The sequence below is a fragment of the Acinetobacter sp. P1(2025) genome (assembly GCF_051390655.1).
Classification (GTDB): domain Bacteria; phylum Pseudomonadota; class Gammaproteobacteria; order Pseudomonadales; family Moraxellaceae; genus Acinetobacter; species Acinetobacter junii.
The window spans coordinates 63,501-84,986 of record NZ_JBPKBJ010000002.1 but is presented as its reverse complement, the minus strand read 5'-3'; the positions used below and the strand labels follow the sequence as shown (position 1 = coordinate 84,986).

The 21,486-nt window shown below is 36.5% G+C and carries 13 protein-coding genes; 9 read left to right on the top strand and 4 right to left on the bottom strand.

What is annotated here, in order from left to right; translation table 11 throughout:
• Nucleotides 1-4: 4 nt before the first annotated feature.
• From ACSC97_RS01060 to ACSC97_RS01035, 6 genes are all read left to right on the top strand, one after another.
• Nucleotides 5-637 carry a hypothetical protein gene (locus ACSC97_RS01060; protein ID WP_436658821.1) on the top strand — a complete coding sequence of 211 codons (633 nt, stop codon included), beginning with the start codon at nt 5-7 and terminating at the stop codon, nt 635-637.
• Between the two features lie 153 nt (nt 638-790).
• A complete protein-coding gene (locus tag ACSC97_RS01055) occupies nt 791-5,662 on the top strand; it encodes a conjugal transfer protein TraG N-terminal domain-containing protein (RefSeq protein ID WP_436658819.1) in 4,872 nt (1,623 codons plus the stop codon).
• Nucleotides 5,663-5,672: 10 nt separating this feature from the next.
• Entirely contained in the window at nt 5,673-9,326 is a 3,654-nt protein-coding gene (locus ACSC97_RS01050) for a conjugal transfer protein TraG N-terminal domain-containing protein (RefSeq protein WP_436658817.1), read from the top strand.
• Nucleotides 9,327-9,436: 110 nt separating this feature from the next.
• Entirely contained in the window at nt 9,437-12,415 is a 2,979-nt protein-coding gene (locus ACSC97_RS01045) for a conjugal transfer protein TraG N-terminal domain-containing protein (RefSeq protein ID WP_436658815.1), read from the top strand.
• Nucleotides 12,416-12,530: 115 nt separating this feature from the next.
• On the top strand, nt 12,531-14,009 hold the full coding sequence (locus tag ACSC97_RS01040) for a hypothetical protein (protein ID WP_436658813.1): 1,479 nt from the start codon (nt 12,531-12,533) through the stop codon (nt 14,007-14,009).
• A 49-nt stretch (nt 14,010-14,058) separates the two neighbouring features.
• Nucleotides 14,059-14,781, top strand: a complete 723-nt coding sequence (locus tag ACSC97_RS01035; RefSeq protein ID WP_436658811.1) for a head GIN domain-containing protein — start codon at nt 14,059-14,061, stop codon at nt 14,779-14,781.
• Here the strand turns inward: ACSC97_RS01035 and ACSC97_RS01030 are convergent, their stop codons facing one another.
• Nucleotides 14,782-15,312, bottom strand: a complete 531-nt coding sequence (locus ACSC97_RS01030; protein ID WP_436658809.1) for a DUF2726 domain-containing protein — start codon at nt 15,310-15,312, stop codon at nt 14,782-14,784. It lies immediately after the preceding gene.
• Nucleotides 15,313-15,471: 159 nt separating this feature from the next.
• Between ACSC97_RS01030 and ACSC97_RS01025 the strand changes: the two genes are divergently transcribed.
• Nucleotides 15,472-16,626 carry a tyrosine-type recombinase/integrase gene (locus tag ACSC97_RS01025; RefSeq protein ID WP_436658807.1) on the top strand — a complete coding sequence of 385 codons (1,155 nt, stop codon included), beginning with the start codon at nt 15,472-15,474 and terminating at the stop codon, nt 16,624-16,626.
• Nucleotides 16,627-16,662: 36 nt separating this feature from the next.
• On the opposite strand, the gene ACSC97_RS01020 is transcribed toward ACSC97_RS01025, so the two are convergent.
• Nucleotides 16,663-16,944 (bottom strand): hypothetical protein, encoded by a 282-nt coding sequence (locus tag ACSC97_RS01020; RefSeq protein WP_436658805.1) that lies wholly within the window; start codon nt 16,942-16,944, stop codon nt 16,663-16,665.
• 200 nt (nt 16,945-17,144) lie between these two features.
• Here ACSC97_RS01020 and ACSC97_RS01015 point away from each other — a divergent pair, with 200 nt between their 5' ends.
• Nucleotides 17,145-18,713, top strand: coding sequence for a hypothetical protein (locus tag ACSC97_RS01015; RefSeq protein ID WP_436658803.1), 1,569 nt, complete (start codon nt 17,145-17,147; stop codon nt 18,711-18,713).
• A 33-nt stretch (nt 18,714-18,746) separates the two neighbouring features.
• Here the strand turns inward: ACSC97_RS01015 and ACSC97_RS01010 are convergent, their stop codons facing one another.
• Together ACSC97_RS01010 and ACSC97_RS01005 are read right to left on the bottom strand one after the other, a co-directional pair.
• Nucleotides 18,747-19,199, bottom strand: coding sequence for a hypothetical protein (locus ACSC97_RS01010; protein ID WP_436658801.1), 453 nt, complete (start codon nt 19,197-19,199; stop codon nt 18,747-18,749).
• A 398-nt stretch (nt 19,200-19,597) separates the two neighbouring features.
• Complete coding sequence (locus ACSC97_RS01005; RefSeq protein ID WP_436658799.1) at nt 19,598-19,915, bottom strand: hypothetical protein; 318 nt, start codon at nt 19,913-19,915, stop codon at nt 19,598-19,600.
• 948 nt (nt 19,916-20,863) lie between these two features.
• Between ACSC97_RS01005 and ACSC97_RS01000 the strand changes: the two genes are divergently transcribed.
• A complete protein-coding gene (locus ACSC97_RS01000) occupies nt 20,864-21,400 on the top strand; it encodes an H-NS family nucleoid-associated regulatory protein (protein WP_436658797.1) in 537 nt (178 codons plus the stop codon).
• The last annotated feature ends 86 nt before the right edge of the window (nt 21,401-21,486 follow it).

The window sequence follows — 21,486 nt, the reverse complement described above, 5'->3', positions numbered from 1 at the left end:
TAATATGAGCATTTTTAATAAAATCTTTCACAGCAAACAATCTCGTTCTATTGACGATAATACCGAAGCTTTAAAGGCGAAAGGTTTTACTCTTAAAGATGGATTGTATCGTAATACAGATGGTAGTACCCCGACTTTAGCTGATTTTAAAGAACTTGGTTTTACTAAGGATGAATACTTTAAATTGGTTTATGGTACTAGCCAAACTGAATTGCAAAGCAAGGTCATGTTGCCAACACGTATTAATCGCAATATGCGTTTTGGTGTAATGAATAATCGCATCAAATTAAACATGGCTAACAAGAACAAGCCGACAACTCCAACGCTTGCAAAAAATGATGATTGGTTTGATCGTGACATTTTTGGCTACAGCATGTTTACGCCTTACGGCGTGTTCGGAAGCCTGAATAATCTATCTAGACTTAGTGTTATGGATATTGAAAGTGTTGTTTTGGGTTATGGGTTCTTCTACGAGCATATTAGCGACCCTTTCTTTGGTCAATTTGGTGATGATCAGCATTCTTTCTTAAACTCCATGACCGATGGTACTTTTGATCATGGTTCTACATTTGGACATGATTCTTTTCATTCTGATTCGCACTCAACGAATCACTTTGATTCCCACAATCATTTTTAAAATAAACTTTCATAAGAGCCGTGTTTATCACGGCTTTTTTTTATTTAAAGAAATAAACAATAAATTATCATTAGGATTAATTTAAATTAAACATTTATAAAATTAGAACAATTATATAATATATAAGCATTCAAAATATTATGAAAACATTTTATGGCTGATTCTGCTTTCACGGTATTTACACTAGGCGACACATCAACTTTTAGAACAATGTTAGAGGGTGTTGCTCTTGTATTCCAAGACCCATTCTTCTCTAGCAACTCTTTTATGGGGTTGGGTGTTGGTGTGTTCTTTGGTGCGCTTATCCTGTTGAGCATAATGGTGTATCAAGCAGCATTTAGCAAAAAGATGGATATATCCACGCTAATTTTACCTCTGTTTGCCTACATATTACTTACAGGGCCAAAAGTAGATTTAAAAGTTGTTGATGTTTACAACGTGGATAACCCGCAGATCGTAAGCAACATTCCAATTGGGTTGGCCATGCCCTTGACTGTTGCAAGCGGTGCAGCCTATGTTGTTTCCCGAGAGTTTGATAAAGCCTATAGCACTCCGAACAGCCCTAGACTTCTAACAGATGGTTTTGTTTCACCATTAAAGACACTTTATGCTTTGCGTTACGTTAGCGTTGCTGATAGTAGTCCGTATCTTGCATCAATGGTCACTGATACCTATAAGGCATGTATTGCGAATGATTCATCTTTCGACCCACAAGAATACCTAAACTCACCTGATAGTTTTGTTTATTTCACTAATTTTTTACGTGAAAAATCTGTCGGTATCGTTGGGATGAATGAATTAGATGGTTATAAGAATTATTCATGTAGCCAAATGGGGGATAAAATTACCAAAGCATTTAATGCTTATGTACAGGGTGATTCTAGCGATCCTCAAATTAAAAGCACATTCGCCCAAGCGGTTTCATTAGCAATGCAAGGCATGGATAAATCGGGCAGTCCTGTTAAATTTAGATCATCCGAAGATATAGCAAAGAACTTTGCTCAAATTACAGATTCTAGTGCTGCACGTGGACAGCAATTCGTATTAAACACACTACTAAATCAAACTTTAGGTAGCGCATCAAACTGTGCGTCAAAAGAAACTCTTGATCAAGTTAAAGCTGATCGTGAAAAAGGCATGTATAGCTCGGCAGCCACAAGTCAGTGTGCCTCTTGGATTATGGCTAATGAGCAACAAGCGGAAGATAATGCTGCTGCTGCAACAGGCATGGTTAAGGTGCTTCAAGATGGTCAAAATGTCTTAATTATTATTGCTATTCTTTTCTTTCCAATGATTGTTATTTTAATCATGTATATGGGGAAAAATGCTGCTAAACCTGTCGCTAGTTATTTGATGTACCTTGCGAGTGTGTATCTATGGCTACCAATGGCGACCTGTATCAATTTTTACATATATGTAAAACTTGGTTCCACTATTCGGGCTTTTTCACAGACAGGTACAGACGATCTATCAAGTGTCTTACTTACCACTGATTACGGTCAATTCTATGAGGCGATTAGTAACGCACTATCACTTGCCAATGGGCTTTTAGCCACACTTCCTGTTTTCTGCATGATGTTTTTTTCAGGCATGACAATGGGGGCTATGGCGATTATGAACCGTTGGAATGCGGGTGGTGGTAAAAACTACGATGTATCGCAAAACACACCAACATTTCAAGCACCAACAGCGATTGTTAGTAGTAAATCTATGGCTGCATCAAATGGTGTGCAACAGATGCACTATCAATCGGGCGGTGCAGCATTTGATGGTAGTGTGACAAAATCGTATGCAGCAAGTCAGGCAAAAATATCATCCCTACAAACGACAAAAGCGCAGATAAAATCACAGATGCAGTCTGTTAATGATTCTATCGACCATGCAGAAGCAAAAAGTCTAGCGGGTTCATCCACCCTAAAAAACACCTTTGACCATTCAGGCAAGACAACAGTGACCGTGCAAGATGGCATGTCATATCTGATCTCTAAGGAAACAGGGGATGTTCTTGCAATTAAAATTAGTAGTGGTGATGCAGGGGAAAAAGGTGACATTTCAACAGATCAACAAAAATTTGATTCAGGACATTGGGTTCGATTAAGAGCAGGGGTGCATATTGGTGATGTGCAAGGTGGGTTAGTTAGTCCTATCGACCAACAACAATCAACAACAACAATCCCGACTGATGGCTCTACACCGATTGCCCCAATAAGTCTAAATCAGATCAGCTCAAGACAGCAGAACCAACAACCTAAAGATAGTGGTACATCGGCAGCTAGTCTTTTTAAGAAACTTAAATCACTATCTCTTTTGGATATATCTGTAGGTTCGCAAGATAATAGCAGCAGAATTAATACTGAAGGGGATCAGCATCGTTCAACCCCTAAAAGTGAAAGCGGATCAATTGAATATGCACCAATTGCTAGAGCCAATCAGACCATAAATCGTGATTTAAAAGGTGAAACAACATCGAATATACTTAGTGGTCATGCAGAAAATGATTCTCAAAATGTTGTATTTTCACAAACTACTTCCGATGGTCAAACCACAAGTAATATTGAAAGTTTAAAAATGCAACGTAAAGAGCTTCAAGCTAAACTTGACAGTATTGAGCGTTCCATTCAGCAAGAGGTTTCTACAGCGTTTACAACAACATTAGATATGGGAGATGTTTTTGCTCGTATCTCACGTATGCCTGAAATATCAAACTCGCTTGAGGCTTTGGCTGTTAAAGCACAAGAAGAACAAGGTTTAGCGTGGCAAGAAGCAGTAACCCAAGCAAAAGCAATGATTAAGTCGGCGGGTTTTTTACCACAAGAAGCAGAAAGTCGGGCTGTTGAGAATTTCCTAGCTGCTATGACATTAGGCGGTGAATTTGGGGCTGATGCTTGGTTTGCAATGACAGGTATTAGAATTAACATACCTAATCCAAGCGAATTTGATGATAAAAATATTGATTGGGATAATTTCATATCGAAAGACCATGACAGACAAATGGCGTTTGTTAAAAGTCGCAATTTGGATGGAATGGATATTCCCGACATATCAGCAATGCAGTTTTCACAACCGACTAATGGACAGTTGATGCATGGTCATCTTCGAGTGATGGGAAGCCAACAAGAGCGATACATGGCAATGACCTATAACGCTCTTTTAGATGCAGGTCTTTCAGCTAGTGCAGCCCGAATTATGATTGCTCAAATTGGTCGAGAATCAAGTTTTTTAGAAAAAAACCTTTTTGGTTCACACAAAGATAAACTCAAGGATTTTTATAACTCGGGGCTTATTAGTTGGAATCAGGGGCGTAAAATCGCACTTGATACTATTATGCAAAAAGCAGGGATGCTTGAAAGTGGTAAGATTGGTGGATTTACGACTTATCGCAAATCACAAGAATCTTTAAATATTCAAGCTCAATTTATGGTGAACGAACTTAAATCCAATAATAAGGGATGGAGTAGCGCATATAAGATATTGGAAAGTGAGAAAGCATCACAAGCAGATAAACATAGAGCAATTGGTGATGATTATATTGTTTGGGCTGCTTCCGCTAAGTATGGTTCTATATCAACTTCGGGGTGGAAAAACCTTGATGACTATCAGAATGCCTTTGATAAAGTTCTAGAAAAACAAGAAAAATTTGCTAACGCACCTAAACAGCAACTTCAAACAAGTTCCGCTTCAACAGGGTTGCGACCTGTAAATGGGGAGTTAATCGCCCATTACGCTAACGATGTGGATAAAGGAACAATTTTAGGGGTTGTTGGTAATTCAGGATCAAACCCTTTAGCTGAAAAAGAAATGGGTGTTCACTTGGACATTCGATATGATGGCAAACTAAAAGGACAGCGTATTAGCAATGAGCATCTTGCTCGTATCGGGGTTGGTAAAGTTGGAAAACCGTTAAACCGAAACGATTGGAAGATAACAAGTGATGTTGGTTTAAGGGATGTTAAAAACGCATCTAGTAACCACATGGGAACTGATTTCTTAATACTAAAAGGAACCAAGTTAGTAAACAACTCTGATGTAGCTATTTCAAATATTGAAACCTATTATCAAAAACCTAAAGGTGATAAGCATGGTGGTGGTTATGTAACACGCATCACCTATGCCGATGGTGTTGCTATTCAGCTTCTACATCAAGATCAACAAATGAAATCTTTGGTTGCTAAAAAAGCGAATGGCGCACCTGTCATTAAAAATGTGAATCGTGCTACTCCCGACTTAATCCCTAGTAGTATAAAAAATGCAGAAAGTTTCAGCAATCAAGGTCTTGCTGCTGAATATGCAGCGAAAGGTAAACAGGATATTGAGAAGTTTAAAGAGGGTGTTGCCGAAGAATTTGGTGTTTCTGTTACTAAGGATAAGGATGGTACGCCTCGGATAGTTCCACGTGATGATTCCAAATTAAGAGAACTCAACAATAAAACGAAAACAACCTATGGTGAGTTGGGTGATGCTTTATTGGGTGCATGGCGTTTAAAACAGCATCCCGACACAGATGCAGAAAGACTTGCTAAACAAAACCTAACGAATAATGTTAATGAAACAGAACTTGCTAGTCGTGATCACGAAATGGCTGCTATTGATCGTGCGGGAAATTCATCTAAATCATTGCAAGAAGATGAGTACCGTAAAATCATTTCAGACTTAAAAGATCGCTCTGAAAATGGCGGTATGGATTTCTCTCAATTAAAGAATATTAAAGATCAAGAATTGCGTGATGAAGTTAGAAAAGAGCAGATTAAGAAGTTCAGTGAGTTGGAACAAGATGCTAAATCAATGATTGAAAGTGGCATTAATTCACAGCAAAAAAATATTGATGACAAGCTTGCAAAACTTAAACAGAGCAGTCCTGAACTTTATGCCAAATACTCGGCTGAAATTGAGCAATATAGATCGGCAGCATTTTCCGCAGGGAAAGAAACTATCAATGACCTCAATTCAGAAGAAAGCCGTAGAAAGTCTTGGGATTCAGGAATGATGAATCTTGTGAATATCGCCACAAATGCAATTGATCAATAAGGGGTGAGGTATGCAATTTACAATTTATAGTCTTGGCGATACCGCACTTTTTGCTGAAATACTTAACGGAATAGCGTTGCTTTTTAATAACGGCGATTTTGTTCATGGTGATAATGCCATGAATTTAAGTTTTGGGGCTTTTTTTGGCTCTGTCATGTTACTAACCATCATGCTGTATAAGTCGGTCTTTAATAAACATATTGATATTAAGACGTTGCTCTTGCCCTTAATTATCTACATGGTACTGACTATTCCTAAAGCAACTATCATTGTTGATGATTTATATAGAACGGAAACCCCTCAAAAAATTGACAATATCCCACTTGGTTTAGCGTTACCCGCAGCAGTATCGAGTGGTATTGCAAAGGTTCTTGCAGATACCCTTGAAGCTGTTTTGTATGTATCCCCAATAAATCCCGAAGCAACCACATCGGGCAAATTAACTGATGAGGGTTTTCTAACACCGTTACAAATATTAAATGCGATAAAGTACAATGACCTAAACCAAAGCAACCCATTACTTCAAAAAGCATTTAATACTATTTATTCAGGTTGCCTTGCTTCAAACTCTGAATTTAGCTTTATGGCATATCAAAGAAACCCTGATTCTTTTAAGTATGTCATTAATAGCATATCTAAGGTGGATGCCATTGTTTCTGTCCCGATTACACAAGCGGGGGAAGTTATAAATAAGACAGTAAGTTGTGGTGATGCAGCCGTTCTTATTGAGGGTGCAGTTCATGCATATATGACAGGTGATAATGATACATCGGGCTTACTTGGCATGAATTTCAAGAAAAATATGTTTGCTGAACGCCTTAGTAAAGACCTTAATAATAAAGGGACTATTCTTAAAAATACGAATAATAGCCCTGTGAAATATTCAGATTCAGACATTACTCGATATGTTTCACAAATCGTTGGAATGAGTGAGGATCAGTCACGTGCTTTTTTAACAGCCGTAACTTTTGATCCTTTAGTTAAAACAGCGTCAGCTTGTCTTGATGAGTTTGATCAAGCAAGCATAGCCAAATGTACAACCTTTATTACATCAAACGAGCAATGGAAAGAAAAATCAGCAGCAACAGCAACAAGCTTTTATAAAAACATGCGGAATGGTCAAAACATATTGGTCGTAATCGGCTTTTTACTTTTCCCTTTAGTTGTTTTTATGATTATGTTGCAAGGGTTGGGAAGTTTCCGCTTAGTAACAGGCTACTTGATATTTATTACATCAAACTATTTGTGGATTCCTTGCGCCATTATTATCAATTACTACTCTCAATCAACCATGCAAGAGGCTATTTTTCTGCTTAAGCAAGGAAATCCTACGGCTGTTCTCACACTTGCTGACGCACCTCAATTATATGATGCTGTGACAACCAAGCTATCTGTTGCGAATAATGCTATCGGTATGATTCCAATGTTCACAACAATGTTGTTTGGTGGAATGATGTGGGCAATGAGTGCCTTTACGAAACAAGTGAATCCCGCAGGGGCAACTTATAGTGCAAAATTAAATTCGCCAACAATAATGAGTAGCCATGCGATTGCACAGGGTTCAAGCCTTGTTGCTAAGAATGGTTATACACCCGCTACAACTATGGGTATGCAATCTGCTTCCTTGAAATCGGCAGAAGCGAGAAGTCGGCTAGAGAGTGAGCTTAAGTCTATTGGTGAAGAACGTAAATTACTAATTAGCTCACAACAAGCCTTGTCTAATAGTTCGGATAAAACTATAGCTCATAAAGCTTCGGATGCTTCGGGTAGTGAGCGTCATACTGCTGATCAAAATGTAAAAACATCTCAACAGGCTTTCGATAGAGGTGGGAATGACAAGTTAGATGTATCAACAACTAGATCAACAACGAATACCCCTAATAAAAAAGAACTTACTGTAGCGCAAGAAAAAAATCAATCCATTACACGTGGCGTAGATGCTCAATTAGCTGCTAACGCAGGGCTTCATGCAGAATTTGGAAAAGCTAACGATGACAAAAATAATAAAAATGGCAATCAATCACAAGGTAGTGGCACAGGAACCCCGAAACCAAAAGCAAAAGGGGTACGTGGATTACTTAGAAAGATGGGTGTTGATGTTGAAGATGGCGGTTTTTCGATAGGTGTTGCTGCTGAAATTGGTGGCGAAGTTAGAACAGACAAGCGGGGTATCATGGGCGCATCCCTAAATAAAGTTGGTGATGATCCAAACAACCCAAATCAATACTCATTCAGTAATTCCAAAGTTGATAATGTTTCAGAAGAAAATACTCAAAAACTTGAATGGAGTGGAAATAGGCTCGACACACAAGTAAATAGTGACCTTAAGAATAAGTTTAGATCAGCAACGGATGCTGAAAATATTGTAAATTCAAGCAGTAATTCAGCAGCAACTAATCAATCTATACAGGCTCAAAATATTGTCAAACGACTAGAGCAACTCTCAATTAAAGAATCTGAAATCAAATCAGAGTTAGTGTCTATTGGCGCATCAGCAAATACTATAGGTGGCATGGTAAGTGAGTTTAGCCCCGATCACCAAATGGTGAAGTCAAATATTGCTATGCTAAACCAAATTGGTCATACGAATGTTGAAAATTGGGATCAAAAGATTCAAGAATCCCGCAGTATCGCTATTAAAGGCGGTATGACCAATGAGGAAGCAATTAATGCTGTTGCGGTTTATTACGCTGCAATGACTTCGGGTAATTCTGAAATAGCATTTAAAGCATACGAAGCTGTATATGGTCGAAACAACATCACTTCTAGCTTAAATGAATCAAATGCTATTAACTTTGATTTAGCTAAAAACACTCAAAACGATATAGATAGATTAAAAGAATCGCTCCCGACTGTGGATACATCTAAGGCTGAAAAGTTGGTTGATGAAACAGCAGGGAAGCTTGACCCTTATACATTTTCAGGAAAAATTGAACATTCTGTTGTTTCTGCTATTGGTTTAAGTCATCAAAATATTCGGAGTGTTGAAGTTTTAGAAGCAAAAGACCTTAATCCTGTTGCCTATGACCAACTTGAAAAAGAAGTTCAAGATTTCTATAGAGAAAAAGCTGAAACCCTTAAAAAAAATGGGGATGCTGTTATTCAAGCAGCCGTTGATCGTGGAATTTTGGATGAATCTTTTACAACCTATCTCTCTGACGCAGAGAAAAATTTACGTGCAGCCCAAGCGAAAGGCGACCATGATGAAGCAGCAAGACAATTGCTGATAATTCAACAGGTGCATGAAAAAGCAATTGAAACATTAAAAGATGGACAGGCTCAAATTCAAACAAATTATGCAAGACACCGTGATCCAAACGCTGTCGCTACTACACGTGCCGAGCTTGAAAAACAGCAACAACAAACGGATGCAGAATTGATTGAATATATAAATAATCGTAAAACTCAAAAGTTTATGTCTGATGCATTAAAGGAAATTCACAAAACCTTAGATGAAATGACTAAGAATCAACAAAATCCAAGTGTAGATGATGCAATGACCCCTAATAATGAAAGTATATTAGGGCGGATTAATAGAAACTATGCTTTAGGCAGTCCAAATCTTTCAGAAGTTGCATCAAATATATTTAAAGGTTCCACATTGGATGCAGAGCCTAACAATCTTGATCCAACCAATCTTGATCCAACTAAAATCAATAAGTGATTTTTAAAATAAAACAATAGTGAAATATTTATTTTACTATTGTTTAATATTTCAAATAATCATTTTATAATCATTTTACTAATGTTTTAAAAACTTTATGGTAGTTAATAATGGCTGATCCATTTGTTATACATATTTTGGGCGATATGGCACTGTTTGATGGTGCGTTGAATGGTGTTGCCATGTTGTTCAAGGATACCGACCTATTAAGTGGTAAAGGCTACTTAGGTTTGGGATTTGGTGCATTTTTTGGAGCAGCCATTTTACTTTGCGTTATGGTATATAACGCAGCGTTTAAACAACAAATGGAAATAAGAACACTTATCTTGCCGTTGGTTGTTTACATTATTTTAACTGTACCTAAAGTTGATGTGGCTATATCGGATGTTTATACAGGCAATGTACGAAAAGTCGATAACATCCCTATTGGGTTAGCTATTCCCGCCTCTGTTGCAAGTGGCATTAGTAAAATTCTGACCGATATATTTGAAACAGGGTTGCAAACTGTAACAGGCACAGAATATTACATGCCTCGAATAACACAAGATGGATATGTAACCCCATTAAAACTCATAAATGGCTTGCGTCTTGTTGCAAAAAATACACCCTCGCCTTATTTGTTGGAAACAACAAAGAATTTCTATAGTCAATGCTTATATAAAAATCCAAATTTTAGTTCAAATGACTTACGAACTGCACCAAACATGATGGCGTATATTAAAGGTTTATTTAATGGTGCTGAATACGGCGTAACAACTGTTGTTGGTGTTCAAGGTTCAAGTGGTGCTGTTACCCGAACCACAAAAAGCTGTAATGCTGCTTACAAGATAATCGAAAATAATATTAACTCTTATGTTGATGGTATTGCGCTTCAAAACAGCGATCTAAATATGGTTGGTGATACCACTCGAATCAACCTAATGAATGCGATCACAAATGAATTGGTTGGATCAGGTGATGCAACAGGTGCAACATCAAATTTCAGTGCAAACATGACGACCTATGGAACCGCAGCAACAAACACCGCTTTATTTACTGCAATACAAAAAATGGCAGGGGTTACGGAAGATGATGGGCGTATTTTTGCAGCCAACACCCTATTAAACCCTCTCTTAGAAACAGCGAGTTATTGTGCTGATAAAAATGCTGATGTATCCCAACTCTCAAAATGTACTGCATGGGTGAGTTCTGTTAATCAGTGGGAAGAAAAGAATGCTGCTGCTGCAACAGGGTTCTTAAAAATTATGAAAGATGGTCAAAATATTTTGATTATGATTTCTTTCCTGTTTTTCCCGATTATTGTTATTTTTATTATGGTGCAGGGTGTGGGATCATTTAAGATTCTTGGTCAATACTTAGCATTTACAGTTGCAGCATACTTATGGCTACCCATTGCGTCCATCATTAACTTCTATATCCAAACCACGCTTTCAGATGAGTTCTTTAAAATTGCAACTGCTCAAGGTGGTTCAGCATATTTAAACATGGTTACAGGGCCACAATTTTATGCAGCCGTATCACAAAAGCTTGCTCTTGCAAACGGTTTGTTAGCAAGTGTTCCGATTTTAAGTATGATGTTATTTGGCGGTATGATGATGGGGATGAGTTCACTTGCATCAAGAATGAACTCTGCTGATGGTGGTGATTATGATTCTAAGGTTAATTCACCCGACTTATATAAATCAGCCCCACTTGCATCTAGCAACTCCGCAGTCACAGGTACAGGTCAAGGTCAGTTCCATGAAACCGCTTCGGCTAAAATGACTATTTCTGCATCACAACAATCCGCATCACAACAATCAAGTAGCTCAAGTTTTGGTGAATCAGGTTCTTTTGAAAGATCGCAAGCGAAAGAAAGTGTGCGCCTTTATATGGCGGGGGCAACTAAGGCTATATCAGACTTAGAATCACACGGACAATCAGTACAAAGTGATCGCAGCGTACAAAAAGACATAACTCAGAATGGTGGTGAGGCAAATAACACAGGGGCTAGTGTTAATAGCGCAGAAAACGTAGTAGTATCGAATCTTAATTCTGCTGCTAATTCAAGAATTGGGGCAGACACAACAAATAAAGGATTGAATTTGGGTGCATCGGGAGGGCCTTATGCTGATGCTAATAACAACCCTAATAAACCAAATAAACAAGGATTTAGGGCGCAAGGCGGGTTTTCAGGTAATATTGGTGGCAATACAAGCGATGCTGCTCTTATAAACGAAACAAAAGCCAATAGCGTACTATCAGGTAATTCGGATCAGCTTGCTGCTCTTAAATCTAGACTTGCAACAGCGCAAGATATTCTTAGCGATAAAACAGGTGAAAAATACTCTGATGGTGCTGTGGCTAGTTTCCTAAATAGTGTTTCTAATGATAAGGCTGTAAATAATGCGATTTCAGCCAAGCAAGGTGATATGGAAACATACACACAGGGTAGAAATTACGCAAACCAACTCGCTAACACGAATAGCAATACATACTCTCAACAAATTACAGGATCGCTTGATGATATAGGCACGATTTCAAATTATGGACAAAAACCCGAAGTTCAGTCTGCTATTACGAATGCTTACAACAAAGCATCTAGCTTTGATCAAAAACGCTTTGATCAAAATTATGATGATGCCTACCATTCAACCCCTGTTAAAAATATGTCGGAAGATGACAAAAGAGGCTATGCACTTGCATTTGCGGGGATGCAAACAGGTGGCGCAATAAGCAACGCCACATCAAAGGCTGTATTTGGATTTGGCAAGGAAATTAATTCAGTAGATACATCCAAACTTGAAGAAAATCGAAATAAACTTCAAGGTGAGGTCGATACGAATTTAGCCAATGTTCACTCCAATTTACAAAAAGCAAATTTCCCCTCAACACCGTTAAGTACAAATGATGCAACAGGTCTTAAGCCACCACCAATGGAAACTGTTAGCCCAAACAGACCGCAACAAAACTTGCAACAACCAACAAAAATGGAAGCTCCAACACCTAAACCTAATGGTGGTGTTAGCAACGAGCAACTCGCAAATAAATTAATTCCTGATTTGCAAAAACAAACTGATAATGTTTTCAACAAGAAAAATAAACTTTAATAAATTTAAAGTTTATTATGTCTAAATAAATAAGGTGGGATTCCCACCTTTTTTATTTAATATTTCAATAATGTTTGTTATTATTAAATGAATAATATTTTTTGTGGTTATTAATATGTCTAAGGATATAAAAAGAGAGTTTTATATTGATCTCTTGGAAAAAGGTTTGATATTTGAACAAAATATTAAATTCCCACACTCCTTGAGCATTATTGATAAATATAAAGAAAATCCCTTTTTTGAGCCTAGTAGCGGTGCATTTAGGAAAGTCTTTTTAAGATCGGAATTGTTTTTTGATCTAATGAAAGAACTACCAAACTATATTGTTGAATTGCCTTTTGATTATTATAGTCAGCAAGAGTTATGGTTGTTACTTAAGAATAATCCTATTTCTATTTTATCATTCACTCCTGAAATGATTACAGAGGCTATGTTTGCCTACGCTGTTTCAAAGGATGAGCGTCTATTCGCATTTCTACCACCTGAATTTCAAACTCAAGAAATTGCCGTAGATGTTATAAAAAAGGAACCATTGCTTCTCGCTTATGTTCGTGATGATTTGTTGTTTTATTATCTTTGCCGAATTGCTGTGGAAAAAAATTGGGAAACCTTACAATTTGTTCCTATGTCTATTATGGATTCTCAATTAATACAAATTGCAGATTCTCAACCTACTGCTTTTCTTTTGGATTGGTTGGAAAATTCAGATATTACACCGCAGTTATATAATAAATGCATGAAGTTAGACCCGATCAGGACAGCTAATTTTCTTGTTGAAAAATTCCTCACAGTTGATGATGTTCCATACTTCATTCAAGCTGTTACTGTAAATTCAGTTGTCACTCCCGAATTAGCTTTAGAACACGGTTCATTGGCACTCTTTTCCTCACCTTCCAAAATAAAACCATTGGTTATGCTTTTTGAATTGCAACCAACGTGGATTGAATACTTACACCCAAGTTGTATTACACCTGAAATGTTGCAAGCTGTGATAGCAAAAGGGGTTGTACCAACGCTCCCTGATGTAAATTGGACTGCTGAATTGGTTTATGCAGCTTACAATGAGAACAAGCAATCTATTCTAAACATTCCAAGAGAAAAATTGCTTGTATTGGGTGTGGATCGCTTTGTTATGTTGTTTAATGAAGCTGTGCGTGATGGTTGGGTAGAAAAAATACCGAATCACTTTTTTATTGAAGAAATCGTTGCTGATAGCGAAAATAAGCAAGCTCTATTGGAGTTTCGCTTCCCATTCTCGCACATCGTCAATACGGCGCATGACTTTGATTGGAACACGCTACTTGACCTTGATGCTTCGATTGACGAGTTGCTAATTTTAGATCAAAAAGCTCCGCATGAACTCGCAGAATCACTATTCAATGCTCATGTAGAGAACTATGTAATTCTTAATGATGCAGATAAAACACTTGATCGCACGATAGCTTTCTTAGAGAAGTATTCAGATAAAATTGAGTTAGTACCTAATCACATCCTGAAAGACCCTAAATCCTACCAAGCCATTGTGAATGAGTACCCATTCTTACTTAATGATAAAGATGGCACAGAGGCATACAAAGCGATCCTCGCTCTCTAAATCCAAATGGCCTGTTAAATACAGGCCATTTTTTTACAAGGAAATAATTATGTTTGATCGCTTATTTAAAAAATTAAATAAAGGGGTTGTTACGGTTGGCAACAACAATCATGGCAATATATCAGGCAATAATAATGTAATTATCAATGGCAAGGCTCACACCAATATTTCAAGCAACCATCCTCATGTTATTGGCAATGGTATAGAAAATATTATTGAGCTAACAACACAACCATTCGATTCTATCCATCTTTTAGGCTCTATTGATGTTGATTTTATTGCGTCAGAGGAATCAAAAATAAAGATTCAGGCTGATGAAAATATCATGGCTCTTATTGATATTCGCTATAAAGCCAACACGCTTGAGATTGGGTTCAAACCAAACACATCATTCATTAGCCATAACCCGATTATAGTGCTTGTAAGCCACCCATACCTTACCCATTTGGAGTTGCGTGGTTCAGGCAATATTTCCATCTCACGATTACAAGAAGAACGGTTTACAGCCGTTCTTAAAGGTTCAGGAAATATATCTCTACAAGGTGAATCCAAGACTGTTGAACTTTTACTTTCAGGATCAGGCGATATAGAGGCATCAAAGCTCATAGCGTCAAACCTAGATGCGACAATTTCAGGTTCAGGGGATATAAAAGCTTTTGCAAACACATCTGTAAGAGCCAACCTTAAAGGTTCAGGGGATATAATCGTACATGGCAGACCTAGCACTCAAGAGCGTTCATGCTCGGGATCAGGCTCTATAAATATTTTGTGATTAAGCTACTGCTTTTTTTCTAGCTCTACGTGGATAGTATTTTTTAAGGATTCTTGCAATTTGGTTGTCGCTAAAACTATCGTCAATACGGATTGTTGGAATCCCTGCACCGCTAGTAATTTCATCCCGAACCTGATCTTTTTGTTTAATTCGCTTTGCTGTATGGCTATCGTCATCTATCTCAACTAAGACCAAGACATTAAAATCTAAATCAGTAATCACCATATCCACAACACCCCGATTATAACGGTTGCGAATGTCGATATGCTCACACTTTAGAAATGAGTTAAAGCTGATTTGGGTATGTACCATAACGTGATCAGGAATAAGCTCTTTTAGCTTATGGTAGTATCTTTTTTCAGTTTCGGTTAATAGGCACTTAGAGTAAACCAACCCCTTGTACGCATTTGTTTCCTCGTCTGAATCATCTTGATCTTCATTGTTTTTTTGTGATTTTTCCCTCTCGCCCAACAATATCAGGCAAACGAGCAAAGAGCCTGAAATAATTGTTATAAGAAGAAAAATATTCATAAAAACCGAGCGCAGCAAGAAACGTATAACCAATTATAATATATATATTTTATTTTTTATAATTCATATAGTTAATTTAATGTTAATTTTTTATTATTGATTTATTATCAATATAAATAATGCTAAAATCATTTTAGGTTAATCGGGGTTTTTGTTGTAGTGGATAATATTGATACAGGTATAATTGAATATCAACTTAAAGCATTTTTATCCGATAATGTTTTGGGTGCAAAAAATGATATGGATGTTATTCAGGCATGGATTACTTACGCCTGTAGCAATTCAGAGCATACCCTCAAAGGTTATCTTAAAGAATTGAAGCGTTTTCTGATCTATTGTGATTCTGTTGGCATCCATTATGCCGAAGTAAAAACGGCGCATATTAATGAATATTTAGGAATATTACTAAATCCAAGTTCTGATTGGCTAAAGCCTCTCAATAACATTGTTGAACCCAAAAAAACACAAATCCTTTTAAGACCTCTTGGCTTAAATTCAGTTGAATATACTCAACGAGTTTTAAACAGTTTTTACGTTTATTTGAATAATATTAATCTGATCCCTGTTAATCCGATTAAATATTCAGTAAAGCTCAAAGTCGAAAAACGGTATGAAGAAAAATCAGTTGATAAAGCTCTCACAATAGATGCGTGGTACTTCCTAAGTGAGTGGCTTAAAAATCAGAGTGAAACAGTAAGTCGCTCCGAGCGTGGTAAAGCTGTTCGGGATCGTTGGTTGATGCACCTTTTGTATTACACAGGTATGCGTAAATCTTCTGTTGTTGGTTTAATGATGGATTGCTTCACTTACAACCAAACCAAAAGTGGCCGAGTAATGGTTATTAACTTCCACATGAAAGGTGGGGTTGATCACAAGGTTGTTGTGAATGATAAGCTAAAAGAAGAACTCGTTTTTTATCGCACGGCGTTAGATTTAAAACCATTGCCTACAGGTAATGAATCTGAAATTGCTGTCGTACCCGCATTTAAGAAAAATGGGGTTTCTATTTTTGGTGCAGAGCCGATTTCTAGTCGTGGAATTAACTTTGTTATTGAGAAGTCTTTGAGTTCAGCAGCTAATGATTGTGAGGATCACTTTATTGCGGAAGAACTACGCAATGCGACACCTCACACGTTTAGACATACTTGTGCATCACACCAATTGCATTATGGATTGGATGTTGTAGCCACCCAAAAACATCTTGGTCACGCCAACTTGAACACCACCATGACTTATCTACATAAAGACTTTGACGAGAGTATCGAAAGTGCAAAAAAATGGTCAGATGCCATAGATAAGGACAGGGATAAATAGTTCCAAAAAAAGCCTATTCAATAGGCTTTTTTGATTCTAGGCTACGTGATCCGATACGGTCAGCCACCCTACAGACCCAACACCATCCTCAATAATATCAAAGTGATGACCACCTTCATAAACTCTGATATTTTTTGGTTTTTTCTTAAAAAAAGATAATGGTTTTGTTTTATGAATTTCAATAATTTCTTGTAGTGCAAACTCCACATCACGAACCATTGAGTGTATGTCTTGCGTGTAATCAATATCTATATCATTAATTAAACTTCCATGAATTACTCTTTTTACACCATCTAAATTAATAACTTTTACTTTCATTTTTGAATCCTTTTTTATTAAAAAATTAATATAACATTGCTTAATTAACCATTGAATATTATCATCAATTAAGGATGCTAACCTTGCCTATATGTGAGCAGAATAAGCCTTTTAATTGCGGTACTTCAATTTTCTAAGCATTTTATGATCATTCATTACACGGCTTAGTTTAAACACATATCAAAGCTTGAGATATTTCCATGAATGAATCACAGATTAGTGTTCTTAAGAAACACGCCTATGCAGTTCTCAATCTTAGCTACCTACACCAACAAACACTCAATACGACCCAACCGATTCAGTCTAATGTTATTGAGCTTAAGCTAGGGCAGAGCCTTGAGTATTTAGCCAAGTATCTACAATTTAAATCATATAAAGCCCTAATTAGCAGTACCCCTAATGAAATCGAACAACGATTCCAAATAGCTAAAAGCAAACCTCTCACCGCCAATAATGCTGTGGGATTTGGTTCACTTATTTATGTCTATTTCAGCCAACTAGAAAGTATTTTTGAATTAAACGTACTTGGGGTGGTACTAAACTTTATCACTCGAACTGATTGGCACTTCCTACCTGAATTGGTCATCAAATTTCACCAATATAAGCGATACAATCATCTTGATACAGACCTAGACATTGTTATCTTCGCCCATAACTATCTCAAGCAATGTTTACAATGCTACTTCCTGAATCGGGTAGTCGGATACCTTTATCTTGCAAGCAGTACCAAGAAAACCATTAATAAGAAATGCCATATTTTTAGTGAGAATTTGGCAAAAACCTATACAAGCGACCAAGAGCTAGTTGATTACTTAAACTATGTTTTATCGCCTTTCTTTCAGATCAGTAAACAGCTTTACATCGTTCAGGATTCAATTGACCCGATAATCGCTTATTGGTTCAACAACAGGGTTCTAGATGAGCATTGTACGCTGTATATAACACTACTGAATTACGTGATTCCCGACTTAAACATCACAGAAGATTTTGCCTTAACAGTTAAAGATATTTTATTGCATCTAAAAGGCCAACCACACCAATTCAGCATTGCCCTTAGTGATGTTGTTAAATGCTATAACCAAAGCAACTATAAAGAGGTTGTGCAGATTAAGGGTTTAAATGCCTTTTTAACGGCGGGTGCAGATTCAAAGCATGAATTGATTACAGGGCAGGGCAATGACATAACCCTGTATAGCAATACCATTGGTCGCAAAAAAGTAAGAGAGCTTGAGGAAGATTTTAATAATTATCAGAATCGAACTTACGGAAAAGAAACCATCCAATCGAGCAGCTTTAAATCACATCTACAAACCTTCATTAGTGGCCATGTTCAAGTTATTCAGCACCAAGAAGATTTCACATTGGTTGCACGTTGTATTTTGTCAGGATCAATCGCCCTATATGCTTCATTGAATGATGGGCGTTTTTTCACAGCTTATGAGAGCCGACCACACAACTTAAGCGAAAAACAATGGAATCTTGCGCTTTCCTTTGTTTGGTTATTCAAAGATAAGTATCTTAAATATATTAAACCTAGCTTTGGCGAACAGCATCAATCTTTCTCATGTGGGTTGTTTTTGATCCATACAAGAGCAGAAAATGGGGCATCCCAAGAACTCACACAGAAAGCTTATCAGCAGACATTGAAGCTCTATCAATACATAGAGGCTGATCTCATTAAGAAGTCATCACAATTGATGAATCTAAACGACACATTCTCTTTATTTTTTATTACCTTTCTACTTAAGCATGTTGGCAAAACTCAATAGCTAAAAAAAGGGAAGTTATTAACTTCCCTTTTATTATTGATTCACAACGTCCCTCATATTTTTTACAGGTTTGTTTTTGGAACTATCTAGAATTTTTCTAACTTCTGCACCATCAAAGTTATATGAACCAAATCTTCCTGAATAGTAATGTGAGCTAATGTTGTATTTCCCTAATTGGCAGTTATATAAGACACTATCTTTAAAGCTCACATAGTACAAAACATCGGTATCTTTATGGACTTTCCCCTTATAGTAAAAGCCATCGAAATATGAACCTCTTGCAAAACGGAATACCTTTTTTGAAACCCCTGTCGCAATACATTGATTTTCTATCAGATACTTACCGAGCGTATTAATTTCATTATATTGTTTTTTATAATCGTCATACGGAATGTATTGCCAATATGCAAATCCCGCACCAATAGCAATAAATGCAGAAATAATAAGGGCAAATCTCTTATCTTCCGAGCTAACATTCTCAAACATTAAACCAATCCTTTTACGCAAATAAAAGAGCTTTTTATATCATTTGTCTGATCCACAACAGTTGAGTAAGGCATCAATAATCACTATATTAGATTAATTAAATTATTAATTCATTATTATATAATATTAACTTTATAAACAACATACCGCACAATATTGATTATATATTTGTATTATTGGCAAGCATATTGATTATCGGTTTAGCTTGTTGTTGAGAGAGTTTGTTGCGTTCAAACTCGCCCAAATGATATGCGCCATATCGTCCCGCAAAATAGGAAGAAGATATGTTGTACTCACCGTCAAGGCATGTATATACAACATTGCTGTTAAATTTCACGAAATACAGCATATCGGTAAAGCCATTGTTCTTACAATGGCTTTTTTTCTGATTGGTTTAACTAGATGCTAGATGCTTTAATCACAAAGAAAATGAACGCAGCAACGATAGTCAACAGAGTTGCATAGCTCAAATACCGATTAAATTTGGGTGAGGTAATTGCAAGCTTAAGAGCCTTACGTTTGTTGCAGTAATGCATGATTAAGGCTAAAGCTATAGATGCAACACCTACAGGGATCATAGATGTAAAAGTTTTAGGATCAGACAGGCTTAGTTGATTTTGTGAATACGATACAGCAAGCAACAAAACACAGAGTACAACTGATGAAGTTAATATTGCTGATGGTGACATTAATTTATTGTTAATTGTTTGGCTCATAACAGGGCTGCACATTCCGAATTAATTATGGGTAATTTAACATTATCATTAACAACTATCCAAAAGCAAAAAATCACTCAATATTGAGGTGCATATTACGGTAGTTATATGCAGTAAAAGAGAGGGGGCTATCATATTTTCAAGCACTTACGTTTTTTCTCTTAGTGCCGACCTATTAGGTCGGATGAAGCTTGTTAAGGAAACTTTAACAAGGTCGTAAGATAATTTTAATAAATCTTGATTATAAATATCACCATTATCAATGGTTTTCATTCTTACATTTATTATATTAATGTCACCAAATGAGTGCATCCCTATTTATATTTATAATAAATTACCCCAACCAATGCCTTATTATCACTCTATGATTATTTTGGTAAATAAATATTCATGTTACTTGAAAAAGATATTAAAAAAGTTAATCGGCGCAGTAATATATTTTATTAAAATCGGTTAAATTCATCATTTATCCATTATTTTAGCGTAGGAAGAAATGTGTTTTTATTTTGCCGTTAGGTAAAATTAGGTGGTTTTTCTTTAACAAGGTGTTAAGTTTTGTGTACCTTTATCACTAAAAAAAATGCCGACTATTTTTGTCATATTTTTTTCTTTAAAAACTTGCCGTTATCGGTTTCATAAAAAATATTTACGTGAATTTGATCACGTTTCTTTAACGTGAGTTAAACTTAACTTGCTATGTTTTAAGCCGATATTTCGTTTTCACTAACATTTAAAAAAGATCGTCAAATATTATTTTATTATTTTTTTTTAAAAATACCTTTCCTATTCCTTAAAATGAATTGATTTAATTATTTGTTATTAGTATATTTAAGGAAAGTTAGAAAAACATTAATTTGTTTTTTGGCTTTATGAAGCCATTACTTTTTTGAAAGCAAATGGGATTCCATCATTAACTCTAACCGAGTAAGTGAATATATAGGTTCCGACATGACAGCAACTACACAAACAACACAAGACGAGTTAAATCTTCCTGTTGAGTACAAGGATTTAAGTAATTATTCCTCACAGGATATAAAGCTTTTAATTGATGCTTCTACTCAACGCTTGAAAAAGAAAGAGTTAGAAGATCGTGACGAATCACTATTAATGATTGTTGAGTTGGTCAAAAAGAATAAAATTCCTTTTGATGAAATCGTATCTATTCTTGGTGAATCTCACGCTGTTTACTCTTGCACTTCTGAAAACGGAAGAACTCGCAAACTTTATATTGATCCACAAAATCCTAAAAACACATGGCACGGCGTTGGTCGCAGACCAAGTTGGATTGTTGCTAAAATTGAAATGGGTTTAGATATTGAATCCCTAGCAGTAGAAATCGAAGTTGATGATGCTCAACAGGAATTTTTCTACTTCAATCCAAATAGCCATACCCAAAGATGGAGTGGTTCAGGACGTAAGCCTGCTTGGTTTAAAGAGTTAGAACAAGCGAACATTGATGTTGAGAAATACAAAACAATGTTCTAAGCAAAGCTTAGTCTAACCAAAGAGAACACTGATCACGTATCGGTGTTTTTTTTTAAGTATTCTTTGCAGTACCGCACACTTCATTT

Excerpts from the sequence above, each read along its gene's own strand:
- ACSC97_RS01060 (WP_436658821.1), top strand. The coding sequence starts at position 5 with ATGAGCATTTTTAATAAAATCTTTCACAGCAAACAATCTCGTTCTATT.
- ACSC97_RS01055 (WP_436658819.1), top strand. The coding sequence starts at position 791 with ATGGCTGATTCTGCTTTCACGGTATTTACACTAGGCGACACATCAACT.
- ACSC97_RS01050 (WP_436658817.1), top strand. The coding sequence starts at position 5,673 with ATGCAATTTACAATTTATAGTCTTGGCGATACCGCACTTTTTGCTGAA.
- ACSC97_RS01045 (WP_436658815.1), top strand. The coding sequence starts at position 9,437 with ATGGCTGATCCATTTGTTATACATATTTTGGGCGATATGGCACTGTTT.
- ACSC97_RS01040 (WP_436658813.1), top strand. The coding sequence starts at position 12,531 with ATGTCTAAGGATATAAAAAGAGAGTTTTATATTGATCTCTTGGAAAAA.
- ACSC97_RS01035 (WP_436658811.1), top strand. The coding sequence starts at position 14,059 with ATGTTTGATCGCTTATTTAAAAAATTAAATAAAGGGGTTGTTACGGTT.
- ACSC97_RS01030 (WP_436658809.1), bottom strand. The coding sequence starts at position 15,312 with ATGAATATTTTTCTTCTTATAACAATTATTTCAGGCTCTTTGCTCGTT.
- ACSC97_RS01020 (WP_436658805.1), bottom strand. The coding sequence starts at position 16,944 with ATGAAAGTAAAAGTTATTAATTTAGATGGTGTAAAAAGAGTAATTCAT.
- ACSC97_RS01015 (WP_436658803.1), top strand. The coding sequence starts at position 17,145 with ATGAATGAATCACAGATTAGTGTTCTTAAGAAACACGCCTATGCAGTT.
- ACSC97_RS01010 (WP_436658801.1), bottom strand. The coding sequence starts at position 19,199 with ATGTTTGAGAATGTTAGCTCGGAAGATAAGAGATTTGCCCTTATTATT.
- ACSC97_RS01005 (WP_436658799.1), bottom strand. The coding sequence starts at position 19,915 with ATGAGCCAAACAATTAACAATAAATTAATGTCACCATCAGCAATATTA.
- ACSC97_RS01000 (WP_436658797.1), top strand. The coding sequence starts at position 20,864 with ATGACAGCAACTACACAAACAACACAAGACGAGTTAAATCTTCCTGTT.